The sequence below is a fragment of the Marinobacter sp. UBA2498 genome, assembly GCF_002341575.1.
GTDB classification, from domain to species: Bacteria; Pseudomonadota; Gammaproteobacteria; order Pseudomonadales; family Oleiphilaceae; genus Marinobacter; species Marinobacter manganoxydans.
The window spans coordinates 15,864-28,593 of sequence record NZ_DDOI01000047.1 but is presented as its reverse complement, the minus strand read 5'-3'; the positions used below and the strand labels follow the sequence as shown (position 1 = coordinate 28,593).

Sequence of the window (12,730 nt, the reverse complement as noted above, 5' to 3'; positions counted from 1 at the left end):
CAGTTTCTCGGTGAGTGGTTCGACTGGTTCACTGTGGAGCAGGCGCCTGAGGCGGCCGACGATCGGAATTACCCGGAACCCGATATGGCTGAAGAGCAGGGCGAACAGCCACCGCAAATGGTCAATTTCTGGCCGGCGGTGATTGGCTGGATTGTAGGGCTGGCGATTCTTGCCACACTCTTTGGCGGAATGGGTGGCGGTTGATTTCGCCGCCCAGATCAACCCGTTTTCTCTGCATTCGCCCTTTCAATTTTATCCCGGTACTTCTGGGCCAGGAAGGCTCCGACGATAACCTGTATCTGGTTGTAGCACATGATCGGTAACACGATCATGCCGAAGCCCGGGTGCCCTGAGAACAGGACCTTGGCCATGGGCAGACCAGACGCCAGGCTCTTTTTGGAGCCGCAGAACACCACCGCGGCTTCATCCTCCAGGCTGAACCCGAATCGCCGTACCAGGAACCTGGCAAACACCATGAATAGCAGCAGCAAGCCCAGGCACAGCGCAATGGCGAAAAGGATGGCCTGCAGGGGCAGATTCTCCCAGAGTCCGCTCTCTACCGAATGTGAAAAAGCGGAGTAGACGATCAGCCAGATCACGCACTGATCGTATCGGGCCATCAGTGTTTCGTTTCTGCCAAGAAATCCGCCGAGCCATGGTCGGAGCGCATGCCCAACCGCAAAAGGCAGCAGCAGTTGCAGAACGATGTCTTTCAGGGCTTCCGCTACGGAGAAATCCCCACCGCCGGACGTGCTTACCAACAGCAACAGCAGGAATGGCGTCAGCATCATGCCAAAGACATTGGAGGCGGCTGCGCTGCAGATTGCCGCCGGAACATTGCCCCGCGCCATCGCGGTATAGGCGATGGAAGAGGACACCGCCGACGGCAGGACGCCCAGGTAAAGAAACCCCAAACCAAGATCTTTCGGCATCCAGGATGGTGCGATATTGCTGAGGCCGTTAATCGGCAGCACCGCAAGTGGAAAAAATACGAAGGTGAGCGAAGTGATCAGAATGTGCAGCCGCCAGTGGGTGGCACCGGCAATAATCTGGTCCCGGGACAGCGCTGCGCCATGGAAAAAGAAGAGCAGGGCGACGGCGACCGTTCCGGCGGTGGCCAGTGCCTCGCCTGCCTGGCCAGTTGCAGGCAGAAAGGTGGCTAATACGATGGCGCCCAGGAGCAGCAGGGTAAAGGTGTCGATCCGGAATTTCATGAATCAGGACTCCCGACGCTTCAAGGCCTGGAGGCTGGGTTTCAAAAGCGCCCTTGCCAGGGATTCTGCCTTGCCCTCATCCTGACGCCGGACCGCCGCGAGCAGGAGTTCATGGTCTTCCTGGGAGGGTTCCGGCAGGTCTGCGTCGGTTTCGGTCTGCTCGATGGTCTGGCTGACAGCGTGGGAAAAGTAGTCGTAGAGCTCGATCAGCGCTGAGTTATGAGAAGCGGCAACCAGGGCATGATGGAAGGCTTCGTCGTGCCGGATGCGAGCCTGCAGGTCATCTCCCGCTTTGGCGCGAGCATCGAGGGCTGTGGTCATGTGCCGGAGATCCTGTTCTGTCCGCCGGTGCCCTGCCAGCTTGGCGGCCTCCGTTTCCAGCATGATCCTGACCTCCAGCTGCTCCGCCAGCTGGGTGCGGGCAATTCTCCGCAGTGTCTCCCCGGCGTCCCGTGTCGCTCGTACGTATGTGCCATCCCCCTGGCGGGTTTCCAGCATCCCCACGTGTACCAGCACCCGAACCGCCTCACGAACCGTGTTGCGGCTTACTCCGAGGGATTCGGAAAGTTCTGATTCGACGGGCAGGCGATCGCCAACCGACCAGTCACCTTTTTCGATGGCGTTTCTGAGACTTTCGATAGCAGTCTCGACCAGCGAGCCTTTGCGAATACGTTCCAGCATGTGTATGTCATCCTTCTAACCTATAACCCAATCATCCTATGAATATGGCCGAGGTTCAAGGGCAAAGGCTTTCACCCGATTACCCCGCGGTCTGGCCGGGGTAAAGAAATTGGTAATCAGCGGTGTCTACCCGGCGGGTCGCGAACCGGTAGGTGAAGGTGAATCCCGGCCAGTTGATGGTATTGCGCCCATGCTCATCGAGGTACCAGGAGGTGCAGCCGGAGCTCCAGACCGTGTCTTCCAGGCCCTGTTGAACCACATGGGTGAAACGGTCCTGCCGGTCTTGCCGGACGTCCATGGCGGAGTGAGGGTACTTTTCGAGCGCCTCCAGACATTCCAGAACGTAGCGAAACTGGGACTCAAGCATGTACAGAATCGAGTTGTGGGCCAGGTTGGTGTTGGGCCCATAGAGCATGAACATGTTGGGAAAGCCACTGACGGTGATGCCTTTGAACGCCACAGCGCCGTTCTGCCAGGCCTCGTTCAGGGTCTTTCCGCCCCGGCCTGTTATCCGGATGGGTGACAGGAACTCCGAGGCCCGAAAACCAGTGCCGCAGATAATTGCGTCCACTTCATGGTGGTGTCCTTCGTGCGTAATGACGCCGGACTCGTCAATGTGGTCAATAGGGTCGGTAATAAGATTCACGTTCGGCCGGTTGATGGCCGGATACCAGTCGTTGGAAATCAGAATCCGTTTGCAGCCGATCTTGTAGTCTGGAATGATCTTTTTCAGCTTGGCGGGATCTGTGACCTGTTTTCTGGCCTCCCGCTTTGCCATGTTCGCGTAATACTCGAGAAGGCCACTGAATTTGGTGAAAGCGAGGGCGCGACTCTCGTTTTTCCAATAAATGAGGTATCGATAAAGGCGATCCCAGGCCGGCACTTTCTGGAACAGCGTCTGCTCCCAGCGCTTGAAAGGCCGATCCGGCTTGGGCAGGACCCAGGCCGCCGAGCGCTGAAACAGGTCCAACTGCTTTACCTTCGATGCAATCTCCGGAACAAACTGAATGGCACTCGCGCCAGTTCCAATGACCGCCACTCGTTTATCGGAGAGGTCGTAATCATGATCCCAGCGGGCTGAATGGAACATCTTGCCCTGGAAAAGGTCCAGGCCCTTCAGGTTTGGCCAGGCAGGTTGATTGAGCTGTCCGGTGGCGGTGATGAGTACGTTGGCGGTCAGCTGCTCACCGTTTGCGAGAGTCACCGACCATTGATTTGTTTCGTCGTCAAACGCGGCTTCCTGCACCTCGGAGTTAAACCGGATGTGACTGCCCAGGCGATATTTCTGAACGCAGTGCTCCATATACCCGAGTATTTCGGGCTGCAATCCGAATTTCCGCGACCAGTTGTGCTTGGGTTCGAAGGAGTATGAATAAAAGTGGGATTGCACATCGCAGGCGGCACCGGGGTAGGTATTATCACGCCAGGTACCTCCAACCCGGTCGGCTTTTTCCAGCAGGGTCAGGTTATTGAATCCGGCCAGTTTCAGTTTGATGGCCATGCCCAGACCACCAAAACCGCTACCGATAATCAGAATGGACGGGTGTTCTCGCAGGCTGGCTTGGCTCATGATCATATGTCCGGCGTTATTATTGTGGTCTTTCCGCTTCAGTATACGGATGTAAGTCAGCCTTATGGATGACATTTTTCGCCACTCGGGCTAGTCAGAATGACCAATCGGCGTCCGGGTCAGGTAATTGTCCTGAGTCTGGGATAGCAGTTCCCTGAGTGCCGGCGTCTCGAACTGGCGCCGGATACTGATGGCGTAGAACTCCTCGAAGACGCCTGGCAGGGCGCCGTAGTCTGCAAGGGTTCCGCTCTTCATTTCGTCGCGCACGACCACCGGAGGCATGATGGCGAAATGACCGGTATCCCGGGTGAGAAGTCGCATCATCGCCATATCATCCACCTCGGCGGCGATGTTGGGACGCAGCCTGTGATACTCGCACAACTGGTCGAAGGCCTGGCGTATGTTGTTGTCCGGGCCCGGCACAATCAGGCTTCGGCCACGCAGTACGTCGACAAAATCGCCCTGAACGTCTATTCCCCGCGGCCCGATGATGCTGACCGGCTGCTTGGCAATCAGCCGTGACCGCCAGGGATTCTGTTCATCTCCCTGTACCGCCTGGTTTGCGAGGATCAAGTCCAGTCGATGCGCCGAGAGCCGTCTTAGCAGCTCATCCATGTGGCTACTTTGCAGGCTCAACTCAAGGTCTTCGCGGTTCAGCAGCGGCTGAAGAAAGCCTTCCTGGAAGTTACGGGAGAGGGTGGCCACCGCCCCGATCCGGAGTATCTCGCGGTTTGGTTGAGCGCCGGAGGCGAACAATGCCGTCAGTTCCTCACCCTGGCGGAAGATCTCCTCGGCGTAGGAGAATGCCATTCTCCCGGCTTCAGACAGCTTGAGGCGCCGCCCCTCGCGAATGAAGAGGTCGTGTCCCAGGCTGTCTTCCAGCTTGCGTATCTGACCCGACAGCGCCGACTGGGAAATATGCAGCGAGTCAGCTGCCCGCGTCAGGTGACCGGTTCGCGCGACCTTCCAGAAGTAGTAAAGGTGATGGTAATTCAGCTTCATGTGATTTCGTTCTCTAAAAACGAATGATCTGATAAGTATAAACCATTTTTTATATGTGACGAGGATCGGCAAAGTACTTGCAATCAGGAGGTTTGCAAGTATGAATCCAATCGCCGAATTTTCATTGCTCTCGATCCTCGCACTCTGGCTGCTGCTGCCGGTCGGTCTCTTCCTGCTTGCCGGTTTGACTGGCTGGCTGAAGAATCCACTGAAAGTGAACCACTGTTGGCGACTTGCCGGGTGGGCATTGTTGGCTTCCATGGCTGTTTCGGTCGTGATGGGAATCCTCCTCCTGATTCAGCCCTATACAGGAGGCGACAGCAATCGTTTAGCCACCCTGGGTGGGCGCTTCGGCCTGTATCCAGACGGGATAGCGGTCTGGATGGCCACGATGGTGGCGTTTATTGGCTGGGTTATTCTTCGGTTTGCAGACAACTACCTCAGCCAGGACCCTGGCCGTGACCGTTTTCTTCCATGGTTTCTGGTGACGGTTGCCTCTGTTCTGGTATTGGTGTTTACCAACCATCTGCTGATTCTGGCAGGCGCCTGGATTGGTGTCAGTCTGGCCCTGCATCATTTGCTCACCCTCTATCAGGACCGGCCCCAGGCGCGAATGGCGGCGGTTCAGAAGTTCATCGTCAGCCGGGTGGGGGATGCGCTGGTGGTCTTTGGTGTGGTGGCGCTCTACCTGCATTACGGCACCTTTTACCTGCCAGACATCATCCAGAATGAGGGCGCCCGAGCCGGTGGCTCAACAGCGCTGACAGTTGCCTCGGTGGTTCTGGCTCTGGCGGCGGTTCTCAAGTGCGCCCAGATTCCCTTTCATGGCTGGCTCATCCGCGTTATGGAGGCTCCCACGCCCGTGTCTGCGCTGCTCCATGCCGGGGTTATCAATCTTGGCGGTTTCCTCTGGCTCCGTTTATTCCCGGTGTTCGATGGCTTTACGGCCGGCCACATGATTCTGCTCGTGATCGGCGGCATGACGGCGGTCGTTGCGGTTCTCACCATGATGACCCAGTACTCGGTCAAACATGCTCTTGCCTGGTCAACCTGTGCGCAGATGGGCTTTATGCTGTTCGAAATCGGCATGGGGGCCTACACACTGGCACTGCTGCATCTACTGGCCCATTCGCTGTACAAGGCGCATTCGTTCCTGGCTTCTGGTCGCACGGTGGCGGTATCGGCAGCAACGCGTTTTCCCGAATCTCCCTCTGCTAACCGGCTCTCCTGGGCCGGGCTTACCGGCCTGTTGGCGGCGGCGATCCTGGTTCAGTTCCCGTGGATCGTGGAAAACAATCCGGTTTTCGGAGCATTGCTGGTGCTGGCGGTATCGGCGGCCGCCATGGGCATCCCGGCCGGAGCAACCAAAGCGGTGAAGCTGAAGCTTGCGGGACTGGCAGTGCTCCTGGTTCCGCTGTACTCATTGTTGCACTTTCTCATCGGCCCGGCCGTTCCCGAGCAGGAAGGGTTTGCTGTCCCCGGCATTGCTCTGGGAACGGGCGCCACTCTGGTAACGCTGCTCGCCGTGTGCTCTTTGATGATTGTATTCGGTGCTCGCTTCCCGGCCACCCGCGCTCTGGGCGTTCATTTTCTTCAGGGGCTTTACCTGGAATTGCCCTTTGATCGGTTGACCCGCTTCCTGGCGGCGGAGGCTTTGAAGGTGCCGGCCATGTTCCGCAGGGTTCCGCATCATCCGTTCAGACTGGAGGAGAGATCATGAGCGATGTAAGCGCCCCGTTACCGGAACTGCAGTGGCTGAGCGATGACTGGCGTAAACCGGTTAAACAGGCCTGCGACCTGATCGCCCCTGTTTGGCCTCTCGATCAGTGGATAGCGGTGAATCCGTTCTGGGGGCTGAGACATTTTCCGGCCCCGCGGGTTGATCAGGTGCTCAACGAGCGCGCGGGTTTCAGTATGCTTATGCCAACCGAGTTTTATCGAGAAGCCTGGGAAGGTGGCCGGATTCGGGAAGACGATCTGAGGGCAAGTATTGCGGAGCGCGGCGATGAGCGGAATACCGCCTGGTACCTTGATTGGCTGGGTCGAAAGGGGGCGATAACTGCGCCAATGCGCGGTTCCATTCTGGATACCGTTGCGGTTGCGAATGCCCACGAGGAGGCCGGTGTTCTGACTGACATCGTTTGCGACCAGGTTTCTCGCGTTTGCGGCGCCTTTTTCGATCAGCGCCAGAGCCGATGGTCCGTTTCGGGCAACCAGGCCAATGGGGGGTTGTTCGGTTTTTGGCTTGAATCAGTCAGGCAGGATCTGGCGCTTGATTTTACGACCGGGTTGAAAGGGGGCCGTGCGTTCTTCAAGACGGTTCCGGACGGCAGGGATCAGGCAGTACAGGAGGCGCTGAATCGGATCGGCGCTCGTGGAGATGAGTTGGAAGCGCTGTGCCATAGCCTGTTGTTGAGAGTGAACGGCTGGGCCTCCTGGTGTCGCGGAGAAGACTGGCGGGCAGGCCTTGAGGGGCGTTCATCCGATCGGTGTGAGGACATTCTGGCGATCATGCTGGTCTGGGAGTCCGCAGGGGTAGCCTTCGCCTCGACGGCACAGAAAGCAGAGTGGCAGAGGCAGAGAGCCCGCGCGAGTCGCAGGGGCGCCTACGATGACCGCAGCAGGCTGTGGGTGTGGCAGCGTGCCTTCGAGATTGGTTACCAGCGCACCTTGTGGCAGGCACTTGAATCTGCGCCGCTCAAGCAGGCGTTGCCAGACTCCGGGCGTGGCATTCCTGCAGTCCAGGCGGTTTTCTGTATCGATGTTCGCTCCGAAGTGATGCGACGCCACCTTGAAGCAGTGTGCCCCGACGTGCAGACGCTCGGATTCGCCGGTTTTTTCGGAATGCCAATCGATCATCAGCAACACGGACCGCTTGCCCCGGCCCGCCGACTGCCGGGCCTGTTGCCCGCGTCTTTCCGGTTGATTGATACCAAGGGCAGCCTGCGAGAGGATCTGGCAGTGAATCGCTCTCTCGATCAGAGAGAGATCGCCCGTGAATCAGTCAGAAAGGCGAAATACACCAGCTTGTCGACGTTCACGCTGGTTGAGACCACCGGTTTGGCCTGGGCCTGGAAACTGGTGAAAGACACTCTGAAAAAGGGCCACAAAACCCGCCCTGACCAAAGTGTAGAGGGGCGTCTGGTCCATAGCCACGGAGGCGACCCGCTCTCTGATGCCGAGAGGGTTGCGCTGGCGGCCAATATGCTCCGCGGGATGTCTCTGACCAGTGGTTTCGCGCCTTTGCTGGTACTTGTTGGCCATGGCTGTCATACCGATAACAACCCGAACCAGGCTGGTCTCGACTGTGGTGCATGTGGCGGCCAGAGCGGCGGCGTGAACGCCCGGCTTGCAGCAAGCCTGGTCAATGATCCACAGGTCAGGGCGGGGCTTGCCGACGAAGGTATCAGAATTCCGGACTTCACCTGGGCGGTCGCTGCCGAGCACTGCACCGCGACGGACAAGGTAACGATTGCTGATCGCCATCTTATCCCGGATTCGCACATGCAGCACCTGGCAGATCTGGAAGCCGGATTCGAAACAGCCGGCATCCGGGCTCGAAAAGAGCGGGCAACGCCGCTGAAATTGAACGGGTTGGACGACGATAACCTCAAGCAGGCCATGGAAACCCGGACCCGGGACTGGTCAGAGGTTCGTCCGGAGTGGGGGCTGGCCAATAACGCGGCAATCATCTTCGCGAAGCGCAGCAGGACCCGGGGCTGCAACCTGTCCGGCCGCGTATTCCTGCACGATTACGATCCGACTCTGGACGAAGATGGCGGTCTTCTGGAGGCTTTGCTGGCGGCACCGATGATCGTCGCCAACTGGATCAATCTTCAGTACTTCGCTTCGGTAACGGTTCCCGAAGTGTATGGCTCGGGTAACAAGCTCCTGCACTCCGTGGTTGGCGGGAATGTCGGCGTTGTCGAAGGTAATAACGCACGGTTGAGAATTGGACTGCCGCTGCAGTCCGTCCACGATGGCACGCATTGGCGTCATGAACCGGTTCGTCTTACTGTTCTGATTGATGCGCCGGAAGATCGGATCGAATCTGTGTTGCGCCGCCAGCCAGATGTGGCGGCTCTGGTGGAAAACCAGTGGGTCAGTCTGCACCGGATGTCTGGCCAGGGCGTAGCTCGTTACGACAATGGCAACTGGGTAGCCGTGGCATGAGAGGAGGGCGGCCGCGCCGCCCCTGTCCTGCTATTCCTGTTCTGCGTTCAGCAGCTCTGGCTTTTTGAGAGCTTTCTGGAACAGGTCTTTGTCCTCCGCTATGGCCATGGCACAGCGTTCGGCCAGATCGTCGCCCAGGCCTTCAACCTTGCGGCCAAGGAATACCTGAATTTCCTCCGCCAGTTCGAGCACTTTGTCCCGGGCGTCGGCTTCGGCTTTTGAAGTGAACAGCATCGTCTCAGGATTTTTCAGTGCCATATCCAGGCCGTCCCTATCAGAAAAGTAGACTGCTTGTACTGCCATGGTTATTCCTCGCAGTGAGCGTTATTGGTACTGTATAAAAATACAGTCTATCTGACAGGGTGCGGTAAACACAATGAAAAAACGGGCTTCAACAAAAGCTGAAGCCCGTCTTTGGTTCAAAACGAGTGGCGATCAGAAAGCTGGCCGATCAGTAACGGAGCAGTGCAGAGCCCCAGGTAAATCCGCCGCCAAAAGCCTCAAGGAGAAGCACCTCGTTGCGTTTGATCCGCCCATCTCGCACAGCCACATCAAGGGCGAGGGGGATCGATGCTGCGGACGTGTTGCCGTGCTCATTCACCGTCACGACAACCTGATCCATGGACATGTTCAGTTTCTTTGCCGTGGCCGAGATGATTCGGAGGTTGGCCTGGTGCGGAACCAGCCAGTCGATCTCGGATTTCTGCATCTGGTTGGCTGCCAGGGTTTCGTCAACGATCTTGCCCAAGGTGTTGACCGCCACCTTGAACACTTCGTTGCCTTTCATTTCCACAAACGCTCGCCCGGCCTTGACCTGGTCGTAGCCATCGGCAATACCGCAGGGAACGTGCAGCAAATCGGCATACTGGCCATCGGCATGGATATGGGTGGAAAGGATGCCGGTTTCTTCGTCGGCCTCCAGGATCACCGCGCCGGCGCCATCGCCGAACAAGACACACGTACCACGGTCTTCCCAGTTAATGATGCGGGAGAACACCTCGGCGCCGATAACCAGGGCCTTCTTGCTGCTTCCGGTTTTGATGAATTTTTCTGCTGTTGCGAGGGCGTATACAAATCCGCTGCATACCGCCTGTATGTCGAACGCGGGGCAGCCATGGATGCCAAGACGCGCCTGCAGGATGCATGCGGAACTCGGAAAAATCTTGTCCGGGGTGGAGGTGGCAAACACGATCAGATCGATGTCCTGTGCATTGGTGCCCGCGGCATCAATGGCATTCCTGGCAGCCTGCTCCGCAAGATCCACTGTGGTCTGGCCTTCAACGGCAATGTGACGTCTTTCGATTCCCGTGCGCTCGCGAATCCACTGGTCGGTGGTGTCGACCATTTTTTCGAGGTCTTTGTTGGTAACAATGTTTTCAGGCAGGTAGGAACCGGTGCCGGTAATTCGTGCAAAGGTCATTCGCAAGTGTCCCGAGGCGTAACTGGATAACGTACTACCATGCTATACCCATGCAACGTCGTGCGTAATTAGCGATTTGTCAAAGACGCCCAGAAACTGGCACGCTCGTCTATGCTGAAGGTGATCAGCTTTGATCAACACTCTGCAAAGAAGAGGAGAGGAATACGATGGGCATTTCCAGCCATGAGCTTCACGTAGAATTCCCGCAGTACCGAGAACTGATTCAGGAACTCAAGAACAATGATCTCAAGTTCAACGAAAAGCTTCAGGAGTACACGCATCTCGACCACGAAATTGAAGGGCTGGAAAAGAGGGATTCTCCCATCGGTGATGACAAACTCCACCGCATGAAGCAGAAACGCGCACAGCTGAAAGATGACCTTTACCAAGTGTTACTTTCAAACGCCAAGGCGTCATAAGACTGCCATCAAAAGTACACAATTCTGACACCCAATAATGCTTGGAGCCCCTGTTTATAGGGGTTTCCAAGTATTCAGAAAGCTCCTCGTCAAGCTTAGAATAGGACCCTAATTAAACAAGGTCCCGGTTTTCGGAGACCAATATTCTGGGGTTGACCAAGGAGTAATGAAATGAAAAGAGCTGCTTCGCTTTACAAAGGCTGGCGGATGAAGCGCAACTTTATCCATCTGGTGATGACTATGGATCGTCGGTTGCTGAACGATGTGGGATTTTCCCCTGAACTGGTTGAACAGAAACTGAGCACTCCGTTCTGGAAATTCTGATCCTCGTGACTGATCGACTCTGCTCTCGGTAACCTTCTGAACTGGTTGAAAAATAATCAGTCCAGAAGGTTACAGACTGTCACAATAATGAAATATCCTATTGTTCTTAAAGCCCTTTTATCTCGAAAAAATCTAAGAAAATTGATCTGAATCTGTATTCTTTTCTACCGGATCGTCCTATAGTTACGCTACCTCCAGAACCAGACCGGTTCACCCTGAAAGGAGAGCTCGACGATGATCCAGGAATTCCTTCAAAGCAACTTGCCCCTAGACTCCTCCGTAAGCCTCAAGCGTTCAGATACAGAGCCTGATAAAGACATTGCCAATGCCCGCAGCGAAGCCTTTGAGATCGTCTCAGACTCCGGTGAAACCGTAGGCTTTGTGAAGGCCTGGGAAGATGACCCGAGTTTCCGCGGATACGTCCACTTCGATTCCGACGGCAACGTGATTGACTGGAAAGTCTTTAAAGACCGGTTGCAGAGTTGACGCTCAGACCAGCCAGCCAAAAAAGAAATCGAACAAGACGCTGAAAAACCCGCCGCCGGTGCTCTGAGAATTATCGGCAACCGCGGAATTTTTCGATGCAGTGTTTTCTCCTTCGACTGGCTGGGCTTTCTTCATTTCCGTTGCTTTCGGTTCGGTAGGGCCCGCACTGGTGGGCTCTGAAGGGAGCTGGGCCAGCACCGGGGCTGGTTCTTTGGTGGCTTCTGGTGAAGTTTCCTCGGCGACCGCAGGTTCCGGCACGGGAGCTGGAGCTGAAATGGGAGCAGGGGGCTCTGAAGCTACCGGTTCGGGTGTTGTCGGGGCTGCTTCCGCCACTTTTTCTTGTGCCTTCACTTCAGGTTTTTTCGAAGTTCCCTCAGTATCTATCTGGTTTTCATCAGGTTCGGCATCGAGCGAAGTTGTTGGCTCGCCCTGTTCGGAAGATTTTTGAATGGGGGCCGGGGTAGGTTCTGGCGAAGGCTTTGGTTCAGCCCTGGCAATGGTCGGGGTATTGGGCGCGGGCTCGGGGAGGGACAAACCGAGCTGTGCCAATGACGCCTTTCGACTGCCGACTGAATTTGCAGTGATGGGTGCGCTGGATGTTTTGGTCACGCCGAGCGCTTTCAGTGTTGCCGTATCCAGGTTGCCGTTGGTTTGCAGCCCATTTTGAGCTTGATAGGCGCGTATGGCAGCTCGGAGTTGCTCATCAATCCAGCCATCCGCGCGTCCGATGTCATGACCGGCACCGTAAAGAGCATTTTCGGCGGCGAAAATGACTTTTTCGGGTTCGGCGGCTTGAGCAGTGCCGAGGCAGGCAGCCGCTGTCAGCATGGCAATGACAGGGCCGCGAACGCCTTGCCTCCTGGGTGATTGAGAGCGCGTCATGGCGGGATACCTCCGGGCAGTCCGTTTCCGGTTACATTGTGTAACTTAAAACCCAAAGGTATCAGGTAATCATCTGCGCTCTCGTGAATTGGTTAACATCTGCAACCATTGTGTGTTCAGGATTCACTGGCCCTGAAGCGTCGCACGAGCGTATTCAATTCATCGGCCATGTTCGCCAGAGAGCGGCTTGAGTGATTCACCTGGGAAATGTCTCCGGCCAGTTCCTCAATTGCGCCACTGCTTATTTCCACGTTCTGGGTCATCTCCGCGGCGGTCGCTCTCTGCTGCTCGGTTGCACTCGCAATCTGGGTGGTCATTTCAACGATGCTGTTGACCGCCGCGAGAATATCCGTCAAGGCTTCGCCCGACTTGCTTGCCTCCTCGCTGGCCTCTTCGGCCATCTGCTTGGCCTTGCTCATGTCCACTACTGCGCCGGCCGCGCCACTCTGGAGCTGGGACACAATCCGCTCGATATCGACGGTCGATTCCTGAACGCGCTTGGCCAGTCCTCGAACTTCATCGGCAACCACGGCAAATCCCCGCCCGGCGTCACCGGCTC

Annotated in this window: 13 protein-coding genes and 1 pseudogene; 6 read left to right on the top strand and 8 right to left on the bottom strand. The window is 56.7% G+C overall.

Annotated features, from left to right (window positions below; all coding sequences use genetic code 11):
- Positions 1–204 (top strand): annotated as a pseudogene (locus B2W52_RS05485) (J domain-containing protein); the annotation flags it as partial.
- A gap of 14 nt (positions 205–218) precedes the next feature.
- Here B2W52_RS05485 and B2W52_RS05480 read toward each other — a convergent pair.
- The 4 genes from B2W52_RS05480 to B2W52_RS05465 form a co-directional block, all read right to left on the bottom strand.
- Positions 219–1,214: a bile acid:sodium symporter family protein gene (locus B2W52_RS05480; protein WP_053115301.1), complete on the bottom strand. Its 996-nt coding sequence runs from the start codon at positions 1,212–1,214 to the stop codon at positions 219–221.
- A 3-nt stretch (positions 1,215–1,217) separates the two neighbouring features.
- Entirely contained in the window at positions 1,218–1,895 is a 678-nt protein-coding gene (locus tag B2W52_RS05475) for a FadR/GntR family transcriptional regulator (protein ID WP_008171167.1), read from the bottom strand.
- Positions 1,896–1,974: 79 nt separating this feature from the next.
- Positions 1,975–3,471, bottom strand: a complete 1,497-nt coding sequence (locus B2W52_RS05470; protein WP_008171165.1) for a flavin-containing monooxygenase — start codon at positions 3,469–3,471, stop codon at positions 1,975–1,977.
- Positions 3,472–3,555: 84 nt separating this feature from the next.
- Positions 3,556–4,467 (bottom strand): LysR family transcriptional regulator, encoded by a 912-nt coding sequence (locus tag B2W52_RS05465; RefSeq protein ID WP_014577006.1) that lies wholly within the window; start codon positions 4,465–4,467, stop codon positions 3,556–3,558.
- A 100-nt stretch (positions 4,468–4,567) separates the two neighbouring features.
- Here B2W52_RS05465 and B2W52_RS05460 point away from each other — a divergent pair, with 100 nt between their 5' ends.
- Together B2W52_RS05460 and B2W52_RS05455 are read left to right on the top strand one after the other, a co-directional pair.
- Entirely contained in the window at positions 4,568–6,187 is a 1,620-nt protein-coding gene (locus B2W52_RS05460) for an NADH-quinone oxidoreductase subunit L (protein ID WP_092032698.1), read from the top strand.
- A complete protein-coding gene (locus tag B2W52_RS05455; RefSeq protein ID WP_092032701.1) occupies positions 6,184–8,640 on the top strand; it encodes a YbcC family protein in 2,457 nt (818 codons plus the stop codon). Before B2W52_RS05460 ends, B2W52_RS05455 begins: the two co-directional genes overlap by 4 nt.
- 30 nt (positions 8,641–8,670) lie before the next feature.
- Here the strand turns inward: B2W52_RS05455 and B2W52_RS05450 are convergent, their stop codons facing one another.
- Together B2W52_RS05450 and B2W52_RS05445 are read right to left on the bottom strand one after the other, a co-directional pair.
- Positions 8,671–8,943 carry a YebG family protein gene (locus B2W52_RS05450; RefSeq protein ID WP_008171158.1) on the bottom strand — a complete coding sequence of 91 codons (273 nt, stop codon included), beginning with the start codon at positions 8,941–8,943 and terminating at the stop codon, positions 8,671–8,673.
- 148 nt (positions 8,944–9,091) lie between these two features.
- The gene (locus B2W52_RS05445) at positions 9,092–10,060 is read right to left on the bottom strand and encodes a beta-ketoacyl-ACP synthase III (RefSeq protein ID WP_053115302.1); all 969 of its coding nucleotides are present in this window, start codon (positions 10,058–10,060) and stop codon (positions 9,092–9,094) included.
- 167 nt (positions 10,061–10,227) lie between these two features.
- On the opposite strand from B2W52_RS05445, the gene B2W52_RS05440 reads away from it, so the two are divergent.
- The 3 genes from B2W52_RS05440 (at position 10,228) to B2W52_RS05430 (ending at position 11,289) form a co-directional block, all read left to right on the top strand.
- Positions 10,228–10,479, top strand: a complete 252-nt coding sequence (locus B2W52_RS05440) for an HP1242/YdcH family protein (RefSeq protein WP_008171152.1) — start codon at positions 10,228–10,230, stop codon at positions 10,477–10,479.
- A 171-nt stretch (positions 10,480–10,650) separates the two neighbouring features.
- Positions 10,651–10,803 carry a hypothetical protein gene (locus B2W52_RS05435; protein ID WP_008171150.1) on the top strand — a complete coding sequence of 51 codons (153 nt, stop codon included), beginning with the start codon at positions 10,651–10,653 and terminating at the stop codon, positions 10,801–10,803.
- A gap of 234 nt (positions 10,804–11,037) precedes the next feature.
- Positions 11,038–11,289 (top strand): hypothetical protein, encoded by a 252-nt coding sequence (locus B2W52_RS05430; RefSeq protein ID WP_008171147.1) that lies wholly within the window; start codon positions 11,038–11,040, stop codon positions 11,287–11,289.
- Between the two features lie 3 nt (positions 11,290–11,292).
- Here the strand turns inward: B2W52_RS05430 and B2W52_RS05425 are convergent, their stop codons facing one another.
- A complete protein-coding gene (locus tag B2W52_RS05425) occupies positions 11,293–12,171 on the bottom strand; it encodes a peptidoglycan-binding protein (protein ID WP_273069384.1) in 879 nt (292 codons plus the stop codon).
- Positions 12,172–12,287: 116 nt separating this feature from the next.
- Positions 12,288–12,730 (bottom strand): methyl-accepting chemotaxis protein (locus B2W52_RS05420; protein ID WP_286801789.1); only part of this gene is annotated, 443 nt, incomplete at its 5' end.